The sequence below is a fragment of the Erythrobacter sp. JB1-15 genome (assembly GCF_057365035.1).
Genome location: NZ_CP200295.1, coordinates 2,943,566 through 2,969,248, shown reverse-complemented (window position 1 = coordinate 2,969,248; position 25,683 = coordinate 2,943,566). Strand labels below are relative to the sequence as shown.

The 25,683-nt window shown below is 57.7% G+C and carries 23 protein-coding genes and 1 pseudogene; 15 read left to right on the top strand and 9 right to left on the bottom strand.

What is annotated here, in order from left to right; translation table 11 throughout:
• The first annotated feature begins 69 nt into the window (after positions 1-69).
• The 6 genes and pseudogenes from dnaE to AC0V6L_RS14300 all read left to right on the top strand — a co-directional run bounded on the left by dnaE (position 70) and on the right by AC0V6L_RS14300 (position 7,579).
• Positions 70-3,569: pseudogene (gene dnaE, locus AC0V6L_RS14325) on the top strand (DNA polymerase III subunit alpha).
• Positions 3,569-4,405 (top strand): DUF4019 domain-containing protein, encoded by an 837-nt coding sequence (locus AC0V6L_RS14320; protein ID WP_486154848.1) that lies wholly within the window; start codon positions 3,569-3,571, stop codon positions 4,403-4,405. Before dnaE ends, AC0V6L_RS14320 begins: the two are co-directional and overlap by 1 nt.
• 151 nt (positions 4,406-4,556) lie before the next feature.
• Positions 4,557-6,155 (top strand): long-chain fatty acid--CoA ligase, encoded by a 1,599-nt coding sequence (locus AC0V6L_RS14315; protein ID WP_486154847.1) that lies wholly within the window; start codon positions 4,557-4,559, stop codon positions 6,153-6,155.
• A gap of 4 nt (positions 6,156-6,159) precedes the next feature.
• Positions 6,160-6,600 (top strand): DUF1330 domain-containing protein, encoded by a 441-nt coding sequence (locus AC0V6L_RS14310; RefSeq protein ID WP_486154846.1) that lies wholly within the window; start codon positions 6,160-6,162, stop codon positions 6,598-6,600.
• Entirely contained in the window at positions 6,597-7,238 is a 642-nt protein-coding gene (locus tag AC0V6L_RS14305; protein ID WP_486154845.1) for a hypothetical protein, read from the top strand. The genes AC0V6L_RS14310 and AC0V6L_RS14305 overlap by 4 nt, the downstream gene beginning before the upstream one ends.
• Positions 7,239-7,366: 128 nt before the next feature.
• The gene (locus AC0V6L_RS14300; RefSeq protein ID WP_486146427.1) at positions 7,367-7,579 is read left to right on the top strand and encodes a cold-shock protein; all 213 of its coding nucleotides are present in this window, start codon (positions 7,367-7,369) and stop codon (positions 7,577-7,579) included.
• A gap of 119 nt (positions 7,580-7,698) precedes the next feature.
• Here AC0V6L_RS14300 and AC0V6L_RS14295 read toward each other — a convergent pair whose 3' ends face one another.
• From AC0V6L_RS14295 to AC0V6L_RS14275, 5 genes are all read right to left on the bottom strand, one after another.
• Positions 7,699-7,863: a hypothetical protein gene (locus tag AC0V6L_RS14295; protein ID WP_486146425.1), complete on the bottom strand. Its 165-nt coding sequence runs from the start codon at positions 7,861-7,863 to the stop codon at positions 7,699-7,701.
• Between the two features lie 117 nt (positions 7,864-7,980).
• The gene (locus AC0V6L_RS14290) at positions 7,981-9,216 is read right to left on the bottom strand and encodes a PA0069 family radical SAM protein (RefSeq protein WP_486154844.1); all 1,236 of its coding nucleotides are present in this window, start codon (positions 9,214-9,216) and stop codon (positions 7,981-7,983) included.
• Positions 9,217-9,468: 252 nt separating this feature from the next.
• Positions 9,469-9,996: a molybdenum cofactor biosynthesis protein B gene (gene moaB, locus AC0V6L_RS14285; protein ID WP_486154843.1), complete on the bottom strand. Its 528-nt coding sequence runs from the start codon at positions 9,994-9,996 to the stop codon at positions 9,469-9,471.
• Positions 9,997-10,007: 11 nt separating this feature from the next.
• Positions 10,008-11,792, bottom strand: coding sequence for a lytic transglycosylase domain-containing protein (locus AC0V6L_RS14280; RefSeq protein WP_486154841.1), 1,785 nt, complete (start codon positions 11,790-11,792; stop codon positions 10,008-10,010).
• Positions 11,771-12,571, bottom strand: coding sequence for a uracil-DNA glycosylase family protein (locus tag AC0V6L_RS14275; protein ID WP_486154840.1), 801 nt, complete (start codon positions 12,569-12,571; stop codon positions 11,771-11,773). The genes AC0V6L_RS14280 and AC0V6L_RS14275 overlap by 22 nt, the downstream gene beginning before the upstream one ends.
• 103 nt (positions 12,572-12,674) lie before the next feature.
• On the opposite strand from AC0V6L_RS14275, the gene AC0V6L_RS14270 reads away from it, so the two are divergent.
• The 7 genes from AC0V6L_RS14270 to AC0V6L_RS14240 all read left to right on the top strand — a co-directional run bounded on the left by AC0V6L_RS14270 (position 12,675) and on the right by AC0V6L_RS14240 (position 19,824).
• On the top strand, positions 12,675-14,321 hold the full coding sequence (locus tag AC0V6L_RS14270) for an electron transfer flavoprotein-ubiquinone oxidoreductase (RefSeq protein WP_486154839.1): 1,647 nt from the start codon (positions 12,675-12,677) through the stop codon (positions 14,319-14,321).
• Between the two features lie 7 nt (positions 14,322-14,328).
• Positions 14,329-14,637: a hypothetical protein gene (locus AC0V6L_RS14265; RefSeq protein ID WP_486154838.1), complete on the top strand. Its 309-nt coding sequence runs from the start codon at positions 14,329-14,331 to the stop codon at positions 14,635-14,637.
• A gap of 319 nt (positions 14,638-14,956) precedes the next feature.
• A complete protein-coding gene (locus AC0V6L_RS14260) occupies positions 14,957-15,781 on the top strand; it encodes a 4-(cytidine 5'-diphospho)-2-C-methyl-D-erythritol kinase (protein ID WP_486154837.1) in 825 nt (274 codons plus the stop codon).
• A gap of 9 nt (positions 15,782-15,790) precedes the next feature.
• Entirely contained in the window at positions 15,791-16,513 is a 723-nt protein-coding gene (locus tag AC0V6L_RS14255; RefSeq protein WP_486154836.1) for an N-formylglutamate amidohydrolase, read from the top strand.
• Between the two features lie 41 nt (positions 16,514-16,554).
• Positions 16,555-18,270 carry a dihydroxy-acid dehydratase gene (ilvD, locus tag AC0V6L_RS14250; protein ID WP_486154835.1) on the top strand — a complete coding sequence of 572 codons (1,716 nt, stop codon included), beginning with the start codon at positions 16,555-16,557 and terminating at the stop codon, positions 18,268-18,270.
• A complete protein-coding gene (locus AC0V6L_RS14245) occupies positions 18,251-18,613 on the top strand; it encodes a hypothetical protein (RefSeq protein WP_486154834.1) in 363 nt (120 codons plus the stop codon). Before ilvD ends, AC0V6L_RS14245 begins: the two co-directional genes overlap by 20 nt.
• Positions 18,610-19,824 (top strand): class I SAM-dependent RNA methyltransferase, encoded by a 1,215-nt coding sequence (locus AC0V6L_RS14240; protein WP_486154833.1) that lies wholly within the window; start codon positions 18,610-18,612, stop codon positions 19,822-19,824. Before AC0V6L_RS14245 ends, AC0V6L_RS14240 begins: the two co-directional genes overlap by 4 nt.
• Here the strand turns inward: AC0V6L_RS14240 and AC0V6L_RS14235 are convergent.
• The 4 genes from AC0V6L_RS14235 to AC0V6L_RS14220 form a co-directional block, all read right to left on the bottom strand.
• Positions 19,821-20,636 carry a hydrolase 1, exosortase A system-associated gene (locus AC0V6L_RS14235; protein ID WP_486154832.1) on the bottom strand — a complete coding sequence of 272 codons (816 nt, stop codon included), beginning with the start codon at positions 20,634-20,636 and terminating at the stop codon, positions 19,821-19,823. The two genes, AC0V6L_RS14240 and AC0V6L_RS14235, sit on opposite strands and share 4 nt — an antisense overlap.
• On the bottom strand, positions 20,633-21,352 hold the full coding sequence (locus AC0V6L_RS14230) for an alpha/beta hydrolase family protein (protein ID WP_486154831.1): 720 nt from the start codon (positions 21,350-21,352) through the stop codon (positions 20,633-20,635). Before AC0V6L_RS14230 ends, AC0V6L_RS14235 begins: the two co-directional genes overlap by 4 nt.
• Positions 21,349-21,642, bottom strand: coding sequence for an acyl carrier protein (locus tag AC0V6L_RS14225; RefSeq protein ID WP_486155155.1), 294 nt, complete (start codon positions 21,640-21,642; stop codon positions 21,349-21,351). Before AC0V6L_RS14225 ends, AC0V6L_RS14230 begins: the two co-directional genes overlap by 4 nt.
• Positions 21,643-21,808: 166 nt before the next feature.
• Positions 21,809-22,837 carry a GNAT family N-acetyltransferase gene (locus AC0V6L_RS14220; protein ID WP_486154830.1) on the bottom strand — a complete coding sequence of 343 codons (1,029 nt, stop codon included), beginning with the start codon at positions 22,835-22,837 and terminating at the stop codon, positions 21,809-21,811.
• A 32-nt stretch (positions 22,838-22,869) separates the two neighbouring features.
• Between AC0V6L_RS14220 and AC0V6L_RS14215 the strand changes: the two genes are divergently transcribed.
• Together AC0V6L_RS14215 and AC0V6L_RS14210 are read left to right on the top strand one after the other, a co-directional pair.
• Positions 22,870-24,432, top strand: coding sequence for an acyl-CoA ligase (AMP-forming), exosortase A system-associated (locus AC0V6L_RS14215; protein WP_486154829.1), 1,563 nt, complete (start codon positions 22,870-22,872; stop codon positions 24,430-24,432).
• Positions 24,429-25,655, top strand: coding sequence for a pyridoxal-dependent decarboxylase, exosortase A system-associated (locus AC0V6L_RS14210; RefSeq protein ID WP_486154828.1), 1,227 nt, complete (start codon positions 24,429-24,431; stop codon positions 25,653-25,655). Before AC0V6L_RS14215 ends, AC0V6L_RS14210 begins: the two co-directional genes overlap by 4 nt.
• The last annotated feature ends 28 nt before the right edge of the window (positions 25,656-25,683 follow it).

The window sequence follows — 25,683 nt, the reverse complement described above, 5'->3', positions numbered from 1 at the left end:
CCCCCAGCTTTTCCCCAAGAGGTGCGGGCGCGCGGTTGAATGTCGCGCGGCCTTGCGTAGTTTCGCATGATGCCTTTCGCCCCGTTCGTTCCCCTTCGCGTCCTGTCGTCCTATTCCATGCTTGAAAGCATGGCGGACCCCAAGGCGATCGCGAAGCTCGCAAAAGAGCGCGATTTTCCCGCCATTGCCATATGTGACCGCAATGGCCTTTACGGCGCGGTGATGTTTGCAGGCGCGTGCAAAAGCGAAGGTGTGCAGCCGATCATCGGCACATTGCTGGGCGTTGCGCGTGATGGGTCCGAAGGCAAGCTCGTTGATTACCTGCCGCTTTATGCCCAAACCTCCAGCGGGTATGACAATCTGTGCCACCTCGTTTCCAAAGCGCATCTGGAGCGCCCGCTGGAATTTGATCCGCATGTTGTTTGGGATGATCTGACCGGGCACACAGACGGCCTGATCGCGCTGACGGGCGCGGGTGAGGGCGCGCTCACCCGGCTTTTGGCCGAAGGGCAGGGGGATGCAGGCGAGCAGGTGGCAGACCGGTTGCAATCGCTGTTCCCAGGCAGGCTCTACATCGAACTCGCTCGCCACGGCGATCCGGCCTGTGCAGCGGCGGAAGAAGCCCTGATCGACATGGCATATGCCCGCGACATTCCGCTGGTCGCGACCAATCCTGCCAGTTTTGCCGAACCACATATGCATAAAGCGCATGATGCGATGCTGTGCATTGCCGGGTCCACTTATGTCGATAACGAAGACCGCGCCCGGTCCAATGCGCAAGGGTTTGTCAAATCCGCCCATATGATGCGCGATCTGTTTATCGACGTGCCCGAGGCGATCCAGAACACGCTCACCATTGCCAAACGCTGCGCCTACGCGCCGCCTTACCGCGATCCGATCCTGCCAAGCTTGGCTGGCGATCTGGAAGGCGAGGCGAAAATGCTGGCCGACCTATCTCGTAAAGGGCTTGAAGCGCGGCTCGAACCGTACGGCGCAATGAGCGAGGAGGCGCGAAAGGAATATTTCGACCGCCTCGATTATGAAATCGGCATCATCGTCAATATGGGCTTTCCGGGCTATTTCCTGATCGTTGCTGACTTCATCCAATGGGCCAAGGATAATGGCATCCCCGTGGGACCGGGGCGGGGGTCTGGTGCGGGATCAATCGTCGCATGGGCGCTGACGATTACTGACCTTGATCCAATTGATCTGGGGCTGCTGTTTGAACGCTTCCTCAATCCCGAACGCGTGTCCATGCCGGATTTCGATATCGATTTCTGCGAAACGCGCCGGGGCGAGGTTATCCGCTATGTTCAGCAGAAATATGGTGCCGATCACGTCGCGCAGATCATCACCTTTGGTAAGCTGAAAGCGCGCGCCGTCTTGCGCGATTGCGGGCGGATTTTGCAGATGAGCTATGGCCAGGTCGATAGGCTGTGCAAAATGGTGCCCAACCACCCGACCGATCCGTGGACGCTGCCGCGCGCGCTCAATGGAGCGAGCGATTTCAAGGCGGAATACACCAATGATAACGAGGTAAAGCGCCTCGTTGATCTGGCCATGCAGCTCGAAGGCTTGCCGCGCAATTCCTCCACGCACGCAGCCGGCGTTGTGATTGGCGACAGACCGCTGGCGCAATTGGTGCCGCTATACCGCGATCCGCGTTCGGATATGCCGGTCACGCAGTTCGATATGAAACATGTCGAATCATCGGGGCTCGTGAAGTTCGACTTTCTGGGGCTGAAGACGCTTTCGGTGCTGCGCAAAGCGGTGGACTTGCTCGAAGAGCGCGGGATCACGATTGATCTGGGCACATTGCCGCTTGATGATGTGGCCGTTTACGATCTTATGCAGGCGGGTAACACGGTCGGCGTGTTCCAGCTGGAATCTGAAGGGATGCGGCGCACGCTGAAAGCGGTGAAGCCGTCCAATTTCGGCGATATTATCGCGCTCGTCTCGCTCTATCGTCCCGGGCCGATGGATAACATCCCGCTGTTCGGCCAGCGCAAAGCGGGCGAAGTGCCGATCGAATACCCTCATCCTAAACTCGAAGGCATTCTGGCCGAAACCTACGGCATCTTTGTCTATCAGGAACAGGTGATGCAGGCCGCGCAAATCCTCGCGGGATATTCGCTGGGCGATGCCGATTTGTTGCGCCGCGCGATGGGCAAAAAGGTGCAGGCCGAAATGGACATTCAGCGCGTCCGGTTTGTGGATGGCTGTAAGGAAGTCTCCGGGATTGAGAAAAAGCAGGCCAACGAATTGTTCGATTTGATCGACAAATTTGCAGGCTATGGCTTTAACAAGTCGCACGCGGCAGCTTACGCTTTGCTCGCCTATCAAACGGGCTGGATGAAAGCGCATTATCCTGAAGAATTTTACGCCGCTTCCATGTGCTTTGACTTGCACCAATCGGAAAAACTCAACATCTTTGTCGATGATGCGCGCCGTTATCCGGTTGCTGGAGAAGCAGGAGGCGGGATCGAAGTGCTTCCCCCTGCATCAACGCATCGCAGGCCAAATTCACTGTCGAACAGACCGATCATGGATACGGTGTGCGATATGCGCTCGCAGGCATTCGCAATGTTGGCGAAAAAGCCATGGAGGCGATCACCGCAGAGCGCGATGCGAGCGGCGAATTTGAAAGCCTTTCCGATCTGTTTGAACGCTTGCCGCAAGGATCGATGAACCGGCGGCAATTGGAAGGATTGATCTGCGCTGGCGCATTTGATTGCCTGCATCCCAATCGCGGTGAATTGTTTGCGAATGCCGATATGCTGCTGGCCGTGGCAGAAGCCGCCGCGCGTGAACGCGATAGCGGGCAGGTTGGACTGTTCGGCGGGGAAGACGCTCCCGAAGACACGCTGCGTTTGAAAGAGACACCTGCATGGCCGCGCATCGAACAGATGGCGAAAGAGCGCGAGAATTTCGGCTTTTATTTCTCTGCCCATCCAGTGCAGCAATACCGCGATGTCGCCTCTGGCCAGGGCGCTCGCAGCTATCAGGCGGTGATGGAAGCGGGCGCGCCTGTGGGCGGCAAAGGAACCGCAATGCTGGCCGCCATGGTCGAAGGGGTCGCCAAATTGCGCACCAAGCGCGGGGCCAATTATGTGCGCGCGGATTTCTCTGACAGCTCAGGCCAGTTTTCCGCCGCCTGTTTTGAAGAGAGCCTTGTCCCGCAATTTGAAACCTGGGCGGGTGAGGGCACGTGCCTGCTGCTCACCGCGGAACTCGACGCGCCCAATCCGGGTGAACCGCCGCGCCTGACCATTCGCGGTGCGCGCCCGCTTGAAAGCGTATCGGGCAGCATTCCGATGATATTGAAAGCCGATGTGCTCAGCGTGTCGGCGCTGGCGGATCTCAAGCTGGAGCTTACCCCCAGCGAAAGCGCCATGGGTGAGGTGCTGCTGCGCCTTGTGCTGGGCGCGGATGAGGAGGCGCATATTCGGCTTGGCTCGCGCTATGCGCTTGATGGAGCGCTGGCTGACCGGCTGCAGGAGGCCGAAGGGCTGGCCAATGTGACGCTTGAGCCGAAACGCGACCGCGCAAAGCTGAAACGGGTCGCGTAATGGCTGAGGTGCTTGGGCAGCTTACCGAGAAAGAAAAGGAAGCCTTGCGCCTTCTGCTCGGCGGCCATGACACCAAATCGAGCGCGACTGAACTTGGCATCTCGGTACACACCGTCAACGACCGGCTGCGCAATGCACGCCGCAAATTGGGTGTGGGCAGCAGCCGAGAGGCCGCAAGAATCTTGGGGGATGCCGAGGGCAGCGCGCCGCAAAACTCACCCGAAAATGCCCCCCAAAATCCTGTGCGCACATCTTCTGGGATAGCGGATGAAAGCGCTGGCGCAGACAATGCAGACCTCAGCCAATCACGGCCATCCCGGCTCATCTGGCTCGCAGGAGGAATGCTCATCATGTCTATCGTAATCGCCGCCGCCATCATCGCAGTTGTTTCAGGCTCTGGAGAAGAGGATGGCTCAAATTCAGCCGCTGTTTCTCCTGCTCCTGCTGCCACCACGGCAGCGCAGCAAGCAGCGCCTGGCGCTTTTAGAGATGCTTCGCCTGCAGCGCTCAGCCGCGCAAAATCATTCATGAGCGCGGTGGATAAAGGCGACTGGGAAGCCAGCTGGCAGCGAGCTGGGGAATTCTTTCAAAGCCAGTCCAGCGTGAGCGAATGGGCAGCGCTTGTCGAACCTGTTCGTCAGCCTTTGGGCGCGGTGACAAAACGGCGTCTGGTTTCGGTCGAAAAAGTCGAAACTCTGCCCGGAGCGCCAGCGGGGGATTATGAAATCCTGCAGTACCAAACCGAATTTGAGAACATTGAGGGATGGTCCACGGAGACCGTCATTCTGATCAAAAATGGCGAGACTTTCGATATCGCCGGGTTCTTCATCCGGTAAGGCAGATTGCTTCGGCTAAGCCATAAAAGGGGGTCGGTAAGCGCCGGCCCCTTTTTCTTGTCATGCAATATCATTGAAAAGCGCGGTGAGCCTTGCCAGAAGGTTGCTTAAAGAAACGCGCAAGAGCGCTTGATGAGAGAGGACACAATTGATGCTCGGAGCCATGCAGAACTGGACCATGCGGGTCACCCATGTGATCGACCATGCCGCGCGCGAGGCGGGCGGGCGCGAAATTGTGACGCGCTGGGCTGATGGCAATGAAACGCGCACGGATTGGTCAGGCATTCGCCGCGATGCGCTGAAAATGGCGCAGGCTTTGGAGGCTTTGGGTCTGAAACCGGGCGATAAAGTGGCCAGCCTAGCGATGAACCATTCGCGCCATCTCGTCAGTTGGTACGGCGTTGCGGGCATGGGCGGGGTTCTCCACACGGTAAACCCGCGCCTGTTTGCCGATCAGCTCGAATATATCGTCACTCATGCGGAAGACAAAGTGATGCTGTATGATGCGGCGTTCCAGCCCATTATCGACCAGATGAAAGATCGCTGGCCCACGGTTGAGCACTACATCTGCTACGATTCAGCCGAGCATTCCCCCGCATTCGAAGACTGGATTGGCGAACAATCGGGCGACTACAGCTGGGTTGACGGCGCGGAGACCGATCCGTGCATGATCTGCTATACGTCGGGCACGACGGGCAATCCCAAAGGCGTGCAATATGAGCACCGCTCCACCGTGCTCCATGCGCTTGCCGGGCTGCAACCGGCGGCGTTCAATTTCTCCAGCGCTTCTGTGATGCTCCCCGTTGTGCCGATGTTCCATGCGGCGAGCTGGGGCCTGCCATATGCGGGCGCGATGGCGGGGATCAAATTTGTGTTCTCTGCCGTCAATGATCCGGCTGTGCTCCACGAATTGATGCTGCGCGAAGGGGTAACCGACAGCGCAGGCGTGCCGACCGTGTGGCTCGCGCATTTCCAATATTGCGATCGTGAAGGCATCGACCTGCCGCCTTTGAAAGCCGCCACAATCGGCGGCTCTGCCTGCCCGCGCTTTATGATTGAGCGGTTGATGAAAAACGGCACCCGCGTCCAGCACGCCTGGGGGATGACCGAAACATCGCCCATCGGCACGGTTGGCGGGCCGACATGGGATTGGGACCAGCTTTCGTTCGAGGAAAAAGTCGACAAAACCGCCATGCAGGGCCGCCCCGTTTTCGGCGTGGAGCTTCGCATTGTCAGCCTCGATGACATGACCACCGAATTGCCGCGCGATGGCGAAACATCAGGCGCGCTGCAAATCCGGGGGCCGTGGATTATCAAGCGGTATTTCAAAGCGGAAAAAGACGCAGTGGGCGCAGATGGCTGGTTCGATACCGGCGACGTTGGCATCATCCACCCCGATGGCACTTTGCAGCTGACCGACCGCACCAAGGATGTGATCAAATCGGGCGGCGAATGGATCAGCTCTGTCGAGCTTGAAAACGCAGCCATGGGCCATCCTGACGTGGCAGAGGCCGCTTGTGTGGGCATGCCGCATCCCAAATGGGATGAGCGCCCCGTCCTGTTCGTCATCAAGAACGAAGGCGCAGCCTGCACAGGCGATGATATCGTGGAGCATCTAAAGCCTATCGTTGCCAAATGGTGGCTGCCCGATGCGGTCGAATTTGTGGACGATATTCCGCACACTGCCACGGGTAAAATCTCGAAGAAAGATCTGCGCGATAGGTTCGCGGATTATAAGCTGGAGGGGTGACGCAGTGGCTAAAGCATATATCGACCCATCGCCCGCCAACTTCCAAGCATTCAAAGATCTGCCCCGCGATGAGCCGATCCATATGCTCAACCTGCTGCGTTTCCGCGATTTGGCCGAATACCCCGAGGGCCACGAGCACCATGGCAATGGCTGGTCAGGCAAGCGCGCTTATGAGGAATACGGCAAAACCTCAGGCCCAATCTTCGCCCGCGTGGGCGGAGAGATCGTGTGGCGCGGCGCGTTTCAAACCATGGTCACAGGGCCAGAGCCGGATGACAAGGTGTGGCACGACGGGTTCGTGGCGCAATATCCCAATGCCGGCGCGTTCTTTGAGATGATCAAGGATGCGGACTATCAGCTTGCCGTGGTAAACCGGACAGCTGCGCTGGTGGACAGCCGCCTGATGCGGTTTAAGCCGGGAGAGATTGGCGGGGGTTTTGGGTGAGATTTCTTCTCGCCCTCTTATCACTGGTTTTGGTGAGCTGTGGTCAATCGAATGGGGAAGGGCAGTCGCCTGATGAAGAAAGAGCCAACAACTTAGCATGGGCTTGTATGCTGGATACCGATTTTGCCCCAATTGAAAACTCAGCGAACTGCCTCGCCGTTTTGCGCAATTTTAACGAGGCGCTCAACAAGCTTCCGTCATGCGATTTCGCTCATCGAGACAAATGCGATCGGACCGAAAACTCAGTGCACGACATCTATGATGCCGGATATTTACGAGCAATCAGCAATTCTCTTTGGAGACATGGGCGCCCTTCTGATGCTTTGCTAGAAAAAGTGGGCGCCGACCCTGCAAGCTCTTATTTGAATGTCTACCGCAGTCCCGAGGTCATGGAGCTGCTTTATCGATATTGCTCAGATGAAGAGCAAAGAGCCGACGGGAAACGGGATCACTCGCCAAAATCGACAGTGCTCAAAAAAATCAAATCTGCACTCGAGACAAATCTTGATAGCATTGCGGTGAAGCTGAAAGGGGTCAGCCCGGATAACTCACCCCAAACACAAAGCTATCCACGCCGCCTATACCCTGCTACACCGCTTTTGCTGACGTCGAAATATGCGACGGACTTCGGATTATGACGACCGCCGCTTGGTTTTAAAGCCCCCGGCGAAAACCAGACGACGACTTCCTTTCATCGGACGATTTTACGCATACCGCCTGGCGCTTTGCCATGCGGCACACTCAAGCGTTCTTGAAAGGAACCATTATGAGCAAGACCGGAACCGTTAAATTCTTCAACACCGACAAGGGCTATGGCTTTATCCAGCCCGACGATGGCGGTGATGACAGCTTTGTTCACATCAGCGCCGTGCAGGCTGCTGGGATGCAAACGCTCGATAAAGAACAGCGCGTGAATTACGAGATCGAAACCGGCCGCAATGGCAAGGCTTCGGCTGTGAACCTGTCTGCCGCTGATTAAGCGATCAGACCTGCTGCCCGCCGCTTTCGCTTTCGTCCTTGGATGAATGCCGGGACCGGCGGGCTAGCTTTGCGCCTTGCAAAGCGCGCCTGAGGCCATTGCCTTAAACAGCCGGATAATCACACACCGGCCAGGCGGATCATTTTTCGCAATTCTTGGATCGAGGCATCCAAATGGATCGCCGGAATTGCGGCCCCCACTTTATCAAGTTTTGCCAATTGCACCTGCAAGGCGGCCAGAACCGCGCGCAGTTCGGTTGTGGTGGTTTGTTTTGTGTGTTCCATGACTATCCCCGGTCAGATCGCGCCCGAAACATCGATTTCGGACCTATTCCCCGAGGTTCTACGTAGAAATCACGAAGAGTGATATACGGATAAACCCCTAACTTACCGCCATTATGGTTAAAGCAGCCGCATCTGGCCATCAATCTCAGGCGGTCTGAAGGCGCTGCAATCAAGCGGATGGCGCATCGCGCTGCCCCCATCATCCACCCAGCGCGCGCCCTGTTCGCGCCCTTTCATCACACTCCCGCGCCTTTCACCCCCGCGCCTTTCACCGGCGCGCTTTTCACCCCCGCGCTTTTTACCTGCGCCCATATCGCTATGCGCGATGCCCGCGCGCTTGCACGCAATCCGAAACCGCGCGCGAAACAGATCGGCCCACACGCCTTGAGGTTTCATCCGGGTGAAAAACTGCGGATCATTATCACGCGCGCGGCCGTCTTTTGTGCGGATGGAACGCACAATGCTCATCACTTTCGCGGCGCGCTGCGGGTAATGCACATCCAGCCACTCGCGAAACAGCGGGGCCACTTCGTGCGGCAAGCGCAGCGGGATCCAGCTTGCGCTTTGCACGCCTGCATTGTCCGCCTCTGCAATGATGCTCTCCATAAACTCATCGGTGATCGCAGGGATGATGGGGGAGACAGAGCAATGGGCCGGCACGCCAGAAGCGGCCAGCTTACCCAAGGCCGCTATGCGTTTGGCAGGCGCGGTGCAGCGCGGCTCCAGCTTGCCCGAAAGCACCGGATCAAGCGTGGTCACCGATATCGCCACGGCCAGCAGGCGGCGGCGCGCCATTTCCTCCAGCAGATCGGCATCGCGCAATATGCGGTCCGATTTGGTGGTGATGGTGACGGGATGGCGCGCTTCCAGACACACCTCAAGAATGGCGCGCGTGATGCGGTAGCGCCCCTCAATCGGCTGATAAGGATCGGTGTTGGTGCCCAGCGCAATCGGGCGCGGCTGATAGCGCGGCTTTGCCAGCGTTTTGCGCAGCAAGTCTGCCGCATTGGGCTTGGCAAATAACTGCGTCTCAAAATCGAGGCCGGGTGACAGATCGTGATACGCATGGGTGGGCCGGGCAAAGCAATAGATGCACCCATGCTCGCACCCGCGATAGGCGTTGATCGAACGGTCAAATGGCACATCGGGCGATTTATTGAAGGAGAGGATGGTCTTGGGGTTCTCCTCGGTCACATGGGTGCGCAGCTTTGCAGGCGGGCCATCGTTAAGGGCGGCCACATAATCGCGCCAATCGCCGTCCACCTCGCGCGAGGATAGCCCAAACCGCGTCGGCGCATCGCCAGAAGCAGCGCCTTTGCCGCGCTCATAATCGGGGTGAGGGGGCGATTCCATAGTGGGAACATATATAGAACATAATATCCCAATGCCAACCGAATTTCTGATGCGAGCGCCGGGACATTGATGGGCGGCGCGCAAACTGGACCGCTTTCCTACAGGGCGGCATACCGCTATTGCGGCGGCCACTTTTCAAGGCCGGAATAGGAGGGAAGGTTTTTAGCGCCAAGACCGTGTAACATGCGGTCCATGTCTCAGCTAAGTGCTTGATAACGCTTTATGGGTGAATGGGCGCTGTCATTCGCGCAATCACTCTCTTAGGCGCGGCATCAGTTCGACGAAGTTGCACGGCCGATTGCGGCTATCCAATTGCTCGGCAAGGATACCGTCCCACCCGTCCTTGACCGCTCCGTTCGAGCCGGGAAGGGCGAACAGGTATGTGCCGCGCGCGACCACGGCGCAGGCGCGCGATTGGACGGTGCTGGTGCCGATGGTCTTGTAGCTGAGCCAGCGAAACAGCTCGCCAAAGCCGGGTATGTCGCGGGCGCCGTCTATCAGGGTGAACGCCTCTGGCGTGACATCGCGGCCTGTCAGCCCGGTGCCTCCGGTGGAGACAACGGCGTCAATCGCGGGGTCATCAATCCACGTATCAAGCTGTGCGGCGAGCAAGGCGGCATCGTCTTTGACAATGGTGCGGGCGGCCAGAGTGTGACCTGCACCGGTAACCCGCTCGGCAAGGATGTCGCCAGAGGTGTCCGTTTCCGGCGTGCGGGTGTCAGAGACGGTAAGGACGGCGATCTGGATGGGTTTGAATTCTCTATCCGTGTCGATCGCCATGGGTCATGTCCTTACTGCTGAAGAAGCGCTGCCCTTGCCGTAGCCATTTGCGGGAAGAGTGGCCACTGTCCTTGTGCAAGCGCTTTGCGCGAAGGCGATTGGAGGCCGGCGGCGCGTTCGTACATCCAGTAATTGCGCATGACGATAGCGACATAGCCGCGCGTTTCCCAATAGGGGATCGACTCCATCCAAAGAAGCGGATCACCCTGATCGCGGATCTCGTAGTTCCAGCGGCTGACAGGAGTAAGGCCTGCATTGTAGGCCGCCATGATCTTGGGAAGCAGGCCCTGCGTTGCGCCGCTATCGCGCAGCATCTCAAGGTGTTGCTGGCCATAGGCAAGGTTGACCTCGGGGTCGTTGAGGTCAGCATAGGATGCGCCAAGGTTGAGGCGGCGGTTGTGATCGCGCGCGGTGCCCGGCATGATCTGCATCAACCCGCGCGCATTGGCTGGGCTGACGGCAGAGGCGCGAAAGTTGCTCTCTTGCAGGGCATGGGCAAAGGCAAGTGCAGGGTCAACGCGCCAGCCGGTCGCGGGCTTCCACCGCGCGACGGGAAAGCGCAAGGCCGCATCGCTGCGCACGCCGTAAGGTGCGTTGTGCGCCATGAAGAGCTGGGTGGAAGGCAGGCCGAGCTGGCGCGCGAGCTTGGTCATTGCGGTGTAGTCTTGCGGATTGCCGATCCGGGTCTCATGCCGCAGCACTTCGTCGGCCAGTTGAGGCCGCCCGATCTGGACAAGCGCGGCGGCAACCTGGACGTTGCTGCGCCGGGCAAGGGCATACCACTCGTCCTGGCTGAGCGGTTCCGGCTCACCTGCGGCAGGCGGGGTGATGCCCAGTTGGTCGGCGGCGAGCATGCCGTACAGCGTTTCGGCATGGCTGGCAGCGCTGGACAGGTGCGATTGCGCCCGGCCCGGCTCTCGGCAGCGGACAAGCGAACGGTGCGCCCAGTAATGGGCAGCCGCTGTTAGTTCGGCATTGGCAGAACCCGCAGCGGCGCGCGCGAAGGCTTCACCAGCGATGGCGCAATCGCCCATCCGCCACGAAGCAAGCCCTGCGACCCAGTACCCCTCAGCCACCCATGGGCCGGAGCCTTCGGATACGGTGTCCGCAAGCGCGAGAGCGTTCGCATCGTCGTTCTCGATGTAGTAGCTCCACGCGACACGCTGGCGCCATTCAGCGCGGGCAGCAGAGCTGAGATAGGGATCGACTTCGGCGAGCAATGCGTGTGCGCCAGCCGGGTCATCGTTCTTGATCCGGTCACGAATGGCGGACCTTGTGCTGGCCGAAATGGTGCCATCATTGATGGCGCGCGGACGAATGCGCTTGGGCGCGGAAGGCTGACGGCGAAAGCTGCGGGCCTGGGGCAGATAAGGGAGGCTGGTCAGCCCGCGCTTTGCCCCCAGCCGGCTGAGCTGTTGAGCCTGCGGCAGATCTGATCCCGCCTCAAACCAGCGCGCGATCTGGCCGGCGCTGGCTTTGGGGCTTTTGGCATGGGTGTAGTATTCCGCCCAAGCCGCCTGATGCAGCACGCCCGGCTGCGTATTGGAAAGCAGCTGCTCAACGCGTGACCATTGCTGCGCATCGATCGCGGCAAACACATCGCGGTAAAGCGCCAGTTCCTCTGCCGACAGGATCGTGAAAGCGGTGTCGTTCGCCCCGGCTGAAGGGCGTTCATAATGCGCGACCATGCTGCTCGATTGAGCGGCAAGTGCGGACGGGACAGCAAAACTGGCAACAAGGCCTGCGGCAAGTCCGAGCCTGCGCAGGCCAACATTCAAAACACTTCGGCTGACCATTCGATCCATCTCCGCCAGAACCGCGCTTTCAATCGCGGCATGGCCAATAGGCTGTCCAGCCCGTCGGTTAACATGAAAGGCTTTGATAAATGACCTAGGTTGATTTCACGTAAAGACGCAGATGCTTTCGGTGATGCGAGCCCAAGCAGCGGCAAAGTGTTAGGCCCCATGGCCAAGACAGCCTTGGGCTGGGCCAAAGCAATATGATGCAGCGTTACCGTATCCATCCCGCTCGCCGCGATGGCAGCGGTGTCTGCAACAGGCGTGCGGCGCGGCAGAGCCGACGCGATATAGGTTTCGCTTTCATCAATGCCCATTGCGCGCAGCATCGCAGTCAGCAACTCGCCCTGCGGACCAGATAGCAATCGCTCGCTATCGTGCGCCTCAGGATCGGTGACCAACAGCATCAGCTTTGTGCTCTGATTTCCACCGGGATCACCACGGGGCGGCACCCGGCCGCGCGGACCGATCGCGTCCAATCCCGGCGCCTCCATCCAGAAAGTGCGGAAAGCTTCAAGGGTTTCAGGCGGTGATCCTGCGAAAAGATCAACCCTGTCCGGCAAAGTTTGAGCGGGTGGCGGCGTATTTTCGCTCTTTGCCTCACCCGCAACCGCTTCGCGTTTGGACGGCTGTTTGAGCGTTTCAGGCTCCCCTTGCGCGGCCGCTTCACCCAGCCATGCCGCTGCGTCATCGGTGAACGCACAATCCACCCCGGCATCGCGCCACCAGTCAAATGCGCTTGCCAATTCATCTTTGATAGGGGGCAGAGAGGTATCCATCGGTTACACCAAGTCTTGACTGCGGCTTTGCCAGTAAGCAAGTGATAATGCGAAAGAAGCGGATTTGCGCCGTTTCGATGACTAACCGGGATACCAAAAGCAGATGACTGAACGCGAATCCATGCCATGCGATGTTGTGATTGTTGGTGGCGGGCCTTCGGGCCTTTCCGCCGCAATCAGGCTGAAACAGCTGAATGAAGAGCTTGAGGTTGTGGTCCTTGAAAAAGGATCGGAAATCGGCGCGCATATCCTTTCGGGCGCAGTGGTTGATCCCAAGGCCCTGGATGAACTGATCCCCGATTGGCGCGATAAGGATTGCCCGATGGCAGAAACGCCGGTGACCGATAATTGGCACTGGGTTTTGTCCAAAGGCGGCAAAACCTCGATCCCGCATATCGTTATGCCGCCTTTGATGAGCAATCATGGCTGTTACACCGGATCGCTGGGCAATATGACACGCTGGCTGGCTGAACAGGCCGAAGAGCTTGGCGTGATGGTCTTCCCCGGCTTTCCCGCATCCGAAGTGATGTTTGACGACAATGGCGCGGTCAAAGGTGTTATCACGCAGGATATGGGCATCGCCGAGGATGGCAGCCAAAAAGGCGACTTTGCCCCCGGCATGGAGATCGAGGCGAAATACACTCTGTTTGCCGAAGGCGCGCGCGGCTCGCTTACCAAGCAGATGAAAGCCAAATACAACCTTGAGGCCAATTGCGAGCCGCAGGTCTACGGACTTGGCATCAAAGAGCTGTGGGACATCGATCCCAAGAAGCACAAGCCGGGCCGGGTCATCCACACACAAGGCTGGCCTTTGTCGGAAAGCGGCACGTGGGGCGGCGGCTTCTTCTACCATCAGGCGAACAACCAAGTCGCGATCGGCTTTGTCACCGCGCTCGATTACAAGAACCCATGGGTTTCGCCCTATCAGGAGTTTCAGCGCTGGAAGCAGCACCCCGAAATCCGCGCCTACTTGGAAGGCGGAACCCGCGTTGCTTACGGTGCGCGCGTTATCAATGAAGGCGGCTGGCAGTCTGTGCCCAAGCTTGCCTTTCCCGGCGGCGCGCTGATTGGCTGCGCGGCTGGATTTGTGAACGTGCCAAGGATCAAAGGCTCTCACACCGCGATGAAAAGCGGTATGCTGTGCGCAGAGGCGATCGCGGCTGAAATCGAAGGCCACGAAAGCCAGCCCGAACTGCAAGCCTATGAGCCCGCTGTCCGGTCAAGCTGGATTGCGGACGAGCTCAAGAAAGTTCAGAATGCAGAACCTGCCGTTGCCAAGTACGGCGAAGATATCGGCGCTGTGCTCGCCGGCGTGGATATGTGGATGCGCACTTTGAAGATAGGCCTGCCGATCAGTATGAAGCACCATGCCGATTACACGCAGACAGGCCGCGCGGACCTCTATCCCAAAATCGACTACCCCAAGCCCGATGGCGAAATCAGCTTCGATAGGCTGACCAATGTGGCCTATTCCTTCACCAACCACGCAGAGGACCAACCGGTGCACTTGCATGTGGCGGATTGGGATTTGCAGAAGGAAAGCGAATACGAAGTCTTTGGCGGCCCCTCAAACCGGTATTGCCCGGCGGGGGTCTATGAGTGGATCGAGGAAGAGGGCAAAGAGCCCAAATTCCAGATAAACTCGCAAAACTGCGTCCACTGCAAGACCTGCGATATCAAAGACCCGAACCAGAATATCAACTGGGTAACGCCAGAGGGTGGCGGCGGGCCTAATTATCCGAATATGTGATGGGTCAATGAACCAGATCGATCCATTTATGGCTTTGGCAATCACAGGGTTTGTTCTGGCACTGCATTTCAACACTAGGCACACGATTGATAAGTGGATCGAAGAAACAGTAGTTGACCGCGAAGTTACTGAATTTACGCGAAAATGTTCCAAATTCGAACCGTTTATGCGTTACGGTGGTATGGCTGCAATGGCATTTGGTTTGATACTTATATCTGCAAGGATTGAGTTTTGGATGGGTGTTCTTCTGTCCGTTATGGGTCTTCTCTTCTACGTCGCAGCTCCAACTTGGCGGCTAATTGAATGGAAGCGGTGAAAGAGACTGCATTCGTCCAGCACATCCTCCCCGAAACGGGGAGCGGGACCACGAAGTGGTGGAGGGGCGATTTGCTCCACCAGTATGATAATTGAAAGTGAATGAAGTTTCTTCCGATTCTCCGCAAAATTATTTGTTGGGCAATCTTGCTCTTGGGAATGCTGTTCGCTGGGTTTGTGAATGAGCTTGTCAAAACGGTTCTGACCGATCTTGACCGTTCAGTTTTACTGGTAGGCTATATCGTCGGAGTTGGAGCAATAGTCCGTTGGATTGCGCTACGAGAGTTTTGGAGTGGAAATATCAAAAGCAATAGTGACCGATGATCGAAACCGCCTACGCCAAGATCAACCTTGCGCTCCATGTCCGCGCGCGGCGCGATGATGGCTATCACGAGCTTGAAACGTTGTTCGCTTTCGTCGACGCGGGCGACACGCTTAGCGCGCAGATTGCCGATCAGGGCAAAGTCACCACCGTCGGAGAATTCGCAACAGGCATCGACAATCCATTCGACAACCTCGTCACCAAAGCTCTTGCCATCCTTCCACGCCCGAACGGCCTCGACATCACCCTTGAAAAGAACCTCCCCGTCGCTGCTGGCCTCGGTGGTGGGTCTGCCGATGCAGGCGCGGTTTTCCGGCTGATTGAACAAATGTACGGCCTGCCCGATGATTGGCACGCGCGCGCGGCAAAGCTTGGCGCAGATGTGCCGTGCTGTGTGCGCAGTGAGACGGTGATTGGCCTCGGAACAGGCACCGACTTGGAGCCGGTTGAAAACGACCTCACTGGAACCCCCGTATTGCTCGTGAACCCGCGCGAACCTCTCGCGACAGGGCCGGTTTTCAAAGGCTGGGATGGCAAGGATCGCGGCGGGCTTGCCTTACCAGAGGGCTGCGCCTTGGCTAGTGCGCGTAATATTGCAATAGAAGGGCGTAACGATCTTTCCATCAGCGCCATTTCGCTCAGACCCGCAATTGCGGAGGTACTTCATCAACTAAACCAGTCCGAGGCGTGGCTCACTCGCATGTCTGGTTCAGGTGCCACATGCTTTGCGCTATACGACAATATCGAGGCGCGCGACGAAGCCGCTGCCCAGATAGAGACAGCCCATCCGGATTGGTGGCAATTGGCGGGTAAATTGCGCTAAAGCGCCGGGATGAATGACTCTCCTGCGTTCCGACAAATCGGCACACTCACGTCCGGCGGCATAGTGTGCGTTTCCGATCACGCCTCTAATTTTGTGCCCGAAGACGTGCCGCTGGGCATAGCGGCCCATCTTTTGGCCGAGCACATCGCCGTCGATATCGGAGTTGAGGGCATCGCAGAGCGTTTGGCGCGCCGTCACGGCATCCCAGCGCATCTTGCCTGCCAGAGCCGCCTTGTCATTGATCTTCACCGTGAGGAAAATCACCCCGGCCTTATTCCGGAGGAAAGCGATGGGCACCTCATCCCCGGCAATTTGGGAGCGGATAGAGACGCGCGGATTGCGCGGTTTTACCGGCCCTATCACGATGCTCTGGCCGCATGGCTGGATGATGCGCGGCCCAGTCTGATCCTTTCGCTCCACTCTTTCACCCCTAGCTTGAAAACCAGCGATGAAAAACGCCCTTGGGAGGTTGCATTGCTCTATAATCAGGATGACCGCGCTGCGCGTCATGCAATTCGATTGTTCAGCGAATTCGGTCTGAATGTCGGTGATAACCAGCCCTATTCAGGCCGCGAGCTGAACGCGACAATGAACCGCCATGCCGAAGCGTACGGGCGTCCTTACCTCGCGATTGAGATCCGCCAAGACTTGATCGCTACAAGGGCAGAACAATCGCGCTGGGCTGCGATGGTTGCTGATGTAGCGGGCAGGGTTGCGCTGGCGCTCGCATAAAGGCAGGGCTGTTTCGCAAATACAATGCAGCGGGAAACATAATGTCTTACGACAAATCGAAATTGCCATCGCGCCATGTCTCTGTTGGCCCGGAACGCGCGCCGCATCGCTCGTATTATTATGCGATGGGTATGACCGAAGACGATATCGCAAAGCCTTTTGTTGCGGTTGCCAGCGCCGGCAATGATAGCGCCCCGTGCAACACCACTCTTGATCCGCAAGCGGATATCTGCCGCGAGGGTGTTATCGCCGCAGGCGGGACACCGCGCCGTTTCAACACGATCACAGTCACAGATGGCATCGCGATGGGCCATCAGGGCATGAAAAGCTCGCTGATCAGCCGCGAAGTGATTGCGGACAGTGTAGAGCTTTCGGTGCGCGGGCATTGTTATGATGCGCTGGTTGGTTTTGCCGGGTGCGATAAAAGCTTGCCCGGCATGATGATGTCCATGCTTAGGCTGAATGTCCCCTCGATCTTTGTCTATGGCGGCTCCATCCTTCCCGGCGTTTATAAGGGCGAGGATGTCACGGTTGTCGATGTGTTCGAAGCTGTGGGCCAACACGCTGCCGGAAACTGCCCATTGCAAGAGCTGATTGAGCTGGAAAAGGTCGCGTGTCCCGGACACGGTGCATGCGGCGGACAATTCACGGCAAACACAATGGCATGCGTTGGGGAGGCGATTGGATTATCTCTGCCAAATAGCAATATGTCGCCCGCGCCATACAAATCACGCGAAGAAATTGCGCGCGCTGCGGGCGCTCAGGTGATGGAGTTGTTGAAGATCAATCTGCGCCCGCGCGATATATGCACAAAAGAAGCGTTCGAAAACGCTGCCCGTGTGGTGGCTGCGACAGGCGGATCGACCAATGCCGCACTGCATCTGCCTGCGATGGCGAGCGAGGCGGGGATTGATTTTGACCTTTTCGATGTCGCCGAAATCTTCAGATCAACGCCTTACATCGCCGATCTGAAACCGGGCGGTAAATATGTGGCGAAGGATATGCACGAAGCGGGCGGTGTCTATATGGGCATGAAAACGCTCCTAGACGGCGGTTTCCTTGATCCCAATCCGATCACCGTGACCGGCAAAACGCTGGGCGAAAATATTGAAGAAATCACGTGGAACCCGGATCAAAAAGTGTTCTATGACGTCAAAACCCCGCTGACGCCTACTGGCGGAGTGGTTGGCCTGAAGGGCTCGCTTGCACCTGATGGCGCCATTGTAAAAGTTGCGGGGATGGAGCGCCTTCAGTTCACAGGCTCTGCGCGCGTGTTCGATTGCGAGGAAGACGCTTTTGCCGCGGTTGAGCAGCGCGATATTGCCGAAGGCTGCGTTGTCGTTATCCGTTACGAAGGACCCAAAGGCGGCCCCGGAATGCGCGAAATGCTATCCACCACGGCGGCGCTATACGGGCAGGGTATGGGCGAGAAAGTCGCGCTTATCACCGATGGCCGTTTCTCCGGCGCAACACGCGGGTTTTGCATTGGTCATGTCGGGCCGGAGGCTGCGGATTGCGGCCCCATCGCTTTGGTCGAAGATGGCGACACGATCAGCATTGACGCCGAAGCGGGCACCATTGATCTGGATGTTGATGAGGCGACACTTGCGGCGCGCAAATCCAAATGGGAAGCGCGCACCAACGATTACCAGTCGGGTGCTTTGTGGCGCTATGCCCAGAATGTCGGCAAAGCGCGTTATGGCGCGCTCACCCATCCCGGAGCAAAAGAGGAACGCCATGTCTTTGCGGATATTTAGCGCTGTAAGCGCGGCGGCATTGCTAAGCGGGTGCGGCACGCAGGCAAGCCCCGAACCCGAAGGTGATGCCATCGACTGTGCGATCGGCCAAGGCGTGGAAATGTCCCAAGTTTGCACGCTTGAACATAGTATTAGGGCGGATGCTGATTTCTTCATCCTGCACCATCCTGATGGCGGCTTTCGCCGGATCGAATTTGATCCCGAAACCCAGGAATTGGGAGTCGCTGATGGGGCGGACACTCTCAGAATAAGCGATCAGAGCAGTGAAGACGTGACAGAGTTTTCCATCGGGCAAGATCAATACCGCGTTCCTGCAGATATGCTTCGAGCGTCTGCGGAGTGAGCGATGCCAGCGCTCCCTTGACGGAGCAAGTTGTCCGCCTCGCCGCGAAAGGCGATGGGGTGACACCGAGCGGCATCCATGCCAAAGGCGCGCTGCCGGGCGATTCTGTCGATCCGGCGGGCGCAATTGTCAAACGCGGCCCCCATCATCAATCACCGCCATGCCCGCATTTTGGAACGTGTGGCGGGTGCCAGTTGCAGCACGCCGATGATACCGCCTTAAGCGCTTTTGTGCGCGATAGAGTGGTGAACGCTGCATTGGGGCAGGGCCTGCAAATTGGCGTGGAACTGCCAGCCTATTTGTCGCCCGCCGCCGCTCGCCGACGATGCACTTTGCACGCCTTGCGCACCAAAAAAGGCGCATCTTTAGGATTTCGCGAGAGCGGATCGCACCGCATCGTTGACGTGAACGCATGCCCGGTTCTGCATCCCGATCTTTCTGAACTGGTCGCTCCTTTACGCAGGCTCATCGGCCAATTCGGGCCAAAGGGCGCAGTGGACATCGATCTGACCGTTTGCGACCAAGGGGTTGATGTGGGGCTTTCGAATTTCGCGTTGGACGGCCTTGCAGCGATTGAGGCGCTGTCGGAATTTGCGCGTGAATATCGGCTTGCAAGGGTAAGCGTGGATCAGGGATACGGCGCAGAAACGCGGTGGGAACCAGATCCGGTAAGCGTTACTTTGGGCGGGGTTGCGGTTTCACTGCCGCCGGGTGCCTTCCTGCAGGCAACCCAAGATGCTGAAACGCAATTGGTCAAAGATGCGCGCGAGTTTCTGGGTGATGCAAAGCTGGCGGCGGATCTGTTTGCGGGGCTTGGAACATTCGCTTTTGCTTTGAAGTCCGGGCGAAAGATGCTCGCTGTTGAAGCCGATCAAGCCGCGCACCTGGCGTGCAAGACCGCCGCTGCTCGAACCGGCGGCGCGGTGCATGCCCTTCATCGTGACCTTTTCCGCAACCCACTGACCGGCGAAGAACTAAGCAGATTTGACGCGGTGTTGCTCGATCCACCGCGTGCGGGCGCCAAAATGCAAGTAGCTGAGATCGCCAGCAGCACTTGCGACCGAGTTGTCTATGTGAGCTGCAATCCATCAAGCTGGGCAAGGGATGCTGCAACATTGGCTGAAAAAGGGTTTGCGCTCACCAAACTGCGCCCGGTGGGCCAATTCCGCTGGTCGACCCATGTCGAACTGATCAGCCTGTTTGAGCGCTAAGCACGCATTCCAGCCAATATTTGCGCGATCAACCATTCCTGATGCGCAGGCTCGACATAGGCATGGCCGGCACCTTCGCACTTTTCAACTACGCAGCTTGCAAGGCTTGGTTTTGAACGATCCCAAGCGTTTTCAAAGATCTGAGCGGTGCGATCAGCGCTTCCCAGCAATATCCTCACTGGTCCGTCAAATTTGGCGAGACCATCGCGCATTTCAGCTGCGAGATCGGAGGGCTGGGACGTGGCGCTCACAGACTTGAACAGCCCGCGCGCCAATTTGCGCATATCAACACCACCGCGCAGCAACCTCATTATTTCTGCTGGGTCTTTAAGCTTTTCAGCATAGCGTGCACGGATCGCAGCTGGCGGCGGCGTTGGGTCGCTTATTTGGCCATCTGAAACGCGGTTATTGTCATCGGTAGTCCATGGGTTGGACAGGATAAGGCCGTCGAAACCCGCTCCCGATGTGAGCATCAACGCCGATGCTGCATCGCAATTGCCAAACGCGATCACCCGGTTGATCTGAGGGGCAAGGGCGCGAAACGCCTTTATCGCTGCGGCAATGTCACCCGCACTGGAGCGAAAGCCGCGATTTTCGCCTTCGCTATCGCCAACGCCGCGCCGGTCAAACCTGAACACAGGAAAGCCCGCCTTTGCAATCTGCGCTGCAAGTCTTGCTTGACCCGCAAATGCCCCTGATCGAATTTCATTTCCGCCGCTCACGATCAGCAGACCAGTGGCGCCCGGTGCTGTGTCGAAGCTGCCAGCAAGTTTGAGGCTGCCGCAGCCGAAATCGAGCGCGAGCCGGGTCATGCGCTTGGCAATCCCAGTTCTTGGATATGCGCCGCAATGATGTGCGCGATTTGCTCAGCCTGCGGCACGTCTTGCGAGGGTTCAGCACGGAGCCAAAGGCCAGCATTGCTGACCTGCGATTGTTGAATCTCTCTGAGGTCCGGCGCGGCAGCAACATTTGCTGTTTCAAGTTCTCTGACCATGTGCGCCCCAAGGTGCCACCCTGAAAGAACAATCCCATCCTCAAGGCCGCGCTGCATCATATCGTTCACTTGCTCTGCAATTCCCGCCTCGCGACTTGCGATGCTTTGCGCCCTGATCATGCCGCGCAACAGCTTCGCGCCTGATTGGGGTTCGTAGAGGGTGCCCGGCAACACATCTGAGGCGAGCAACGCGCCGCTGCGCACCGCGAACACATATTTTGCTCCCAATTGCTCAACTGCGCGGCGAATTGAAGAACGCCAATGAGCGATGGTCTGGTCCCCAAGCGGCTCCACGCTTTCATTCAGTCCGGGCAAATCCGGCATGTGGCTTGCGATACCCGATGCCGCGAGCGATCGCATGACCAGGACCAGTTGCCGTCGCATCAAATTGTGCTCGCCAAACAAAGGGGGGACAATCAGAACGCATGCTTCGCCGGTCTTGCCGTTTTCCCCCGCTTCGTCAGCTTCAATCGAAAGCAGCAATTCATCAACGTTCCGGCCATCGGGCAGCGGGCAAGGCCAGGTTGCGATCACTTCGCCGGACTATCCTTGCCATTCTCTGTAAGACGCTGTTCGCTTTCCGAAAGCTTGGATTGGGCAAACGCAAGCAACCCGCCATAGGTTTCAAGCATTTCGCCATCGACATCATCATCTTCGATGAAGATGCTGAGCCGATCCTCCATCTCTGTCAACAAGCCTGCAACGGCCATGGAGTCCAATTCCGGAAGATGTCCAAACAATCCGGTTTCCGGGGCGAACTGGAGAACTGTTTCCGCATCAAGCCCGAGCACGTCGGCAATAATCTGCTTCAGGTCAGTGTCCACATTCTCCGCCGCAACACGATCATCGTCATTGGTGCGCGCGGCATGCTTGCCATCACTTGGGTGAGCTTGCGAATTGCTCATGACCTTTAATTCCCCTTCCGCAGCATTGTGTCGTCATTAGCGCGAAAAAGCGCGCATTAGGCTGCTTTCAAACTTTCGCGCGCGTTTAGCCAGCGGCGGGGCGCGGTGCAAGCGCCGGGACGGTATCGGATTGAAGTCGGCGATAGGCCAGTCTGGCAAGATCGACCCATGCGCGCGGGCTTTTCATGTTGAGGCAATCGATCCGGTAGCGCGGGCGCGTTTCGCCCATCCAGTCTGATTTGTAGGGCTGATCGCCAGTGCCAAAATCAACAAGCTCAACTTTATCAATGTCGATTACATGTTTGAACATCGCCGCTGACAATGTGGTGCCAGCGGAAAGATTGCGGTGTTCGTCGAGGTGTGCGAGCTTGTGGATATAGGCGCATCCGTCCTCAACGGTCCAAAACTGGGCGGCAATGGGTTCATCTTCGTAAAGCGCGATGCCCAACCGCAGTCGCTGCGATCTCGCCTCGTTTTCGGCAAAGGCCCGCAGCATTCCGGGGTGGTCCTCATCGGGCTTCCAACTGGCTGAATAGATACTTTCATAGTGCGCCCACATGGATGCATCAAATTCGGTCAACATGCGAGTTTCAACCTTGTTGCCCTTGCGCTTGAGCGTGGTGCGCAGCGGGCCGGGGCGCGTTGACCAGAAGTCTGCAAAACTGCGACCGCGAAGGCGGATAAAGTGATTGGTGTCGCATTGGCTGACTTCGACGCGCCATCCAGCTTTTGCAAAAGCACGCGCAATCTGATCTGCTGATCCGCATTCATTGGGCACAGGTTCCAAGATGACCCGATGTGCGCGCGATCTAAGGTCGCGGGCAATAAGCGAGATTAGCTGATCGCCATGGGCATTTCGAGAGGCTTGTGGCCGCCACGTGAAAGCGTACCAATTGCGCAGAGCCTCCAGCTGTCTGCCGGTTTGGGACAGCGCCAGAAAAGCGCCTTCCTCGCCGTCTTCAACACAGGCATAGAGCGGGGAAAGACCAGTCTGCTGAAGCAGATCATACCAGTCAGTACGGTCAAAAGGGGCGATGGCAGTGCCAGCAAGACCCCCTGCGCTGCCAAACTGGGCTTGCACATCCTTAACGCTATCGTGATAGCTGGTAATCATCACAATTCGCTATATCCCTTAAAACACAAGCCATGACAAACCGGTCAACCAAAGAGCCTCGGGAAACTTTTCGCCCGATCGACCATCTTGCTGAACTAGCATTGGAGCGGGGGGATGAAACACGTCCGGCCCTCATATTGCGCGATGAGGTGCTTAGCCACGAAGCGTTAAGGGCGCGTGTTGCTCGGCTTGCTGGATGGCTCCGACATAAAGTGCCTGAGCAAGGCGCGCGGATCGCGAGTTGGGCAGCCAAAGGCGAGCTCACTAGCCTTCTGCCACTGGCAGCGGCGCGGGCCGGTCTGGTGCATGTTCCTATCAACCCATTGCTCAAACGCGCGCAAGCAGCGCATATTTTGAAAGACAGCGGCGCTGTGATGCTGATTGCGACGCCTGCGCGGTTAAAGTCGCTCGAGGCGGGCGACATTCCGCCGGGTTGCGGTGTATTGGAAGAACCCGCCGCGCTGGATGAAGCGGCTGCTTTTGCGATGGATCTGGGCCCATCGGGCGGTGCGCCTGAGGATCTTGTTGCGATTCTGTATACAAGCGGATCGACCGGAAGGCCCAAAGGCGTAATGCTGAGCCATGCCAATTTATGGTTGGGTGCTGTCAGTGTGGCGCATTACCTCAAATTGCAGAAGGATGACGTCACGCTTGGCGTGCTGCCATTCTCGTTTGATTACGGGCAAAACCAACTGTTATCGACGTGGTATGCGGGAGGGAGCGTGGTTCCGCTCGACTTTCTGTTTGCGCGCGATGTGGCAAAGGCTTGTGCAAAGCATGCGATCACAACCCTTGCCGCCGTCCCGCCGCTTTGGGTGCAATTGACCGAAATTGATTGGCCTCTCGAAGCAAGCAAGCCCTTGCGCCGTCTGACCAATAGCGGCGGCGCGTTGACGCGCGAGCTGGTGAGTGATTTGACGTCAATCTTTCCGCAGGCGGATCTTTATCCGATGTATGGCCTGACAGAGGCGTTTCGCTCGACCTATCTGGACCCAATTCTTGTAGAAAAACACCCAACTTCAATGGGTAAAGCGATACCTTTTGCAGAAATTCTCGTCATGTCTGAAAACGGAAAAGTCGCGGAGCCCGGGCAGGAGGGCGAACTCGTCCATTGCGGCCCATTGGTCGCGCAAGGATATTGGCAAGACCCTCAGCGCACCGCCAAACGCTTTCGACCAGCGCCAGCCCAATCACGCTATGGCGGCATGGCTGTGTGGTCTGGCGACACGGTGATGCGGGACGATAACGGATTGCTGCATTTTGTGGCACGCAAGGATGCGATGATTAAAAGCGCAGGCAATCGTATTAGTCCGCAAGAGATCGAAGAGGCGGCAATTGCCAGCGATTTTGTGCAAGAAGCGGTGGCGATTGGTCTGCCCGACACGTCTTTAGGCCACGCGGTTCATTTGATTGTGCGCGGACACGCAGACGAGGCGCAGCGCGAGGCGTTTCGCAAAGAGCTGGCGCAGGAGCTTCCCAATTTCATGCACCCCAAGGTGATCCACTGGCGCTCAGAAATGCCCCTCAATCCTAACGGCAAGATTGACCGAACGGCACTCTTGCATGAGCTGACCGCGCAGGAGAAGACCCAGTGAAACCTGTAGGGCCAATTCCTGATGGATATGAAACGATAGATGGTGAGCTTGCGGTTGGCGGGCATAAAGCCAGCGACTTGGCGCAAGAAGCAGGCCGAACGCCGCTGTTTGTTTACTCACGCGATCTTCTAAGTCGCAGGATTGCGCGTTTGCGCGCCAATATCCCAGGCCGGATCGGGATCAATTATGCGATCAAGGCCAATCCCATGCGGGAAGTGGTCGCGCATTTGGACGCGCTTGTTGATGGTTTCGATATTGCTTCGGCAGGAGAGCTGGCGGTTACGCAGAGCCTTGGGATTGATCCGGCACGTGTGAGTTTTGCAGGGCCAGGTAAGCGCGATGAGGAACTGGAAGCTGCCATCGCAGCCGGCGCTACGCTGAACTGCGAATCTGAAGGCGAAGCTGGCCGCGCAATCGCCATCAGTCAGCGCTTGGGTAAAGCACCCCAGATCGCCCTTAGAGTAAACCCCGATTTTGAGCTCAAAGGCTCAGGCATGAAGATGGGCGGCGGGGCTAAACCATTTGGTATAGATGCGCAGCGGGTGCCCGATTTGGCCAAATTTGTCATATCAGAAGGCGCTGAATGGCGCGGTTTGCATATTTTTACAGGCAGTCAGGCTCTCAGCGAGGACGCGATCATCGATGCGCAGAGAAATGTGCTTCAGTTGTCGGTCCAACTGGCTGATAAAATTGGCGAAAGTGTGCCAAAGCTGAACATGGGCGGCGGCTTTGGGATACCCTATTTCCCAAATGATGAGGCGCTCGACCTTAGTATGATCGGTTCGGCGTTAAGCGACATGATTTCTGATCTGCCCGACGCGCTGGCAAAGACTGAATTATGCCTCGAATTAGGACGCTACATTGCCGGGGAAGCCGGGGTTTATCTGTGCCGCGTCATTGATCGCAAGGTTAGTCACGGAGTAACCTATTTGGTAACTGATGGCGGCCTTCATCACCAATTGGCGGCGTCCGGCAATTTTGGCACGGTCGTAAGGCGCAATTACCCCGTCGCAATTGCCTCTCACTTCGCCGCAGAACCCAGCGAAGTGGTTAATATTGTGGGATGTTTGTGCACGCCGCTCGATCGGCTCGCGGACCAGGCGCATGTTCCAGAGGCAGAGGTTGGAGACCTTGTCGCGGTCTTTTGCGCGGGTGCATATGGCGCTTCGGCCAGCCCAAGCGGTTTCCTTGGGCACGGCCCTGCGGCAGAAATAATGGTCTGACACTTGCCGAGTTAAGCTGTGTTAAGGA

Excerpts from the sequence above, each read along its gene's own strand:
- AC0V6L_RS14300 (WP_486146427.1), top strand. The coding sequence starts at position 7,367 with ATGAGCAAGACCGGAACCGTTAAATTCTTCAACACCGACAAGGGCTAT.
- ilvD (WP_486154835.1), top strand. The coding sequence starts at position 16,555 with ATGTCTTACGACAAATCGAAATTGCCATCGCGCCATGTCTCTGTTGGC.
- moaB (WP_486154843.1), bottom strand. The coding sequence starts at position 9,996 with ATGGCGATCGACACGGATAGAGAATTCAAACCCATCCAGATCGCCGTC.
- AC0V6L_RS14270 (WP_486154839.1), top strand. The coding sequence starts at position 12,675 with ATGACTGAACGCGAATCCATGCCATGCGATGTTGTGATTGTTGGTGGC.
- AC0V6L_RS14275 (WP_486154840.1), bottom strand. The coding sequence starts at position 12,571 with ATGGATACCTCTCTGCCCCCTATCAAAGATGAATTGGCAAGCGCATTT.
- AC0V6L_RS14220 (WP_486154830.1), bottom strand. The coding sequence starts at position 22,837 with ATGATTACCAGCTATCACGATAGCGTTAAGGATGTGCAAGCCCAGTTT.
- AC0V6L_RS14265 (WP_486154838.1), top strand. The coding sequence starts at position 14,329 with ATGAACCAGATCGATCCATTTATGGCTTTGGCAATCACAGGGTTTGTT.
- AC0V6L_RS14245 (WP_486154834.1), top strand. The coding sequence starts at position 18,251 with ATGTCTTTGCGGATATTTAGCGCTGTAAGCGCGGCGGCATTGCTAAGC.
- AC0V6L_RS14290 (WP_486154844.1), bottom strand. The coding sequence starts at position 9,216 with ATGGAATCGCCCCCTCACCCCGATTATGAGCGCGGCAAAGGCGCTGCT.
- AC0V6L_RS14320 (WP_486154848.1), top strand. The coding sequence starts at position 3,569 with ATGGCTGAGGTGCTTGGGCAGCTTACCGAGAAAGAAAAGGAAGCCTTG.
- AC0V6L_RS14215 (WP_486154829.1), top strand. The coding sequence starts at position 22,870 with ATGACAAACCGGTCAACCAAAGAGCCTCGGGAAACTTTTCGCCCGATC.
- AC0V6L_RS14255 (WP_486154836.1), top strand. The coding sequence starts at position 15,791 with ATGAATGACTCTCCTGCGTTCCGACAAATCGGCACACTCACGTCCGGC.
- AC0V6L_RS14295 (WP_486146425.1), bottom strand. The coding sequence starts at position 7,863 with ATGGAACACACAAAACAAACCACCACAACCGAACTGCGCGCGGTTCTG.
- AC0V6L_RS14260 (WP_486154837.1), top strand. The coding sequence starts at position 14,957 with ATGATCGAAACCGCCTACGCCAAGATCAACCTTGCGCTCCATGTCCGC.
- AC0V6L_RS14280 (WP_486154841.1), bottom strand. The coding sequence starts at position 11,792 with ATGGTCAGCCGAAGTGTTTTGAATGTTGGCCTGCGCAGGCTCGGACTT.
- AC0V6L_RS14235 (WP_486154832.1), bottom strand. The coding sequence starts at position 20,636 with ATGACCCGGCTCGCGCTCGATTTCGGCTGCGGCAGCCTCAAACTTGCT.
- AC0V6L_RS14315 (WP_486154847.1), top strand. The coding sequence starts at position 4,557 with ATGCTCGGAGCCATGCAGAACTGGACCATGCGGGTCACCCATGTGATC.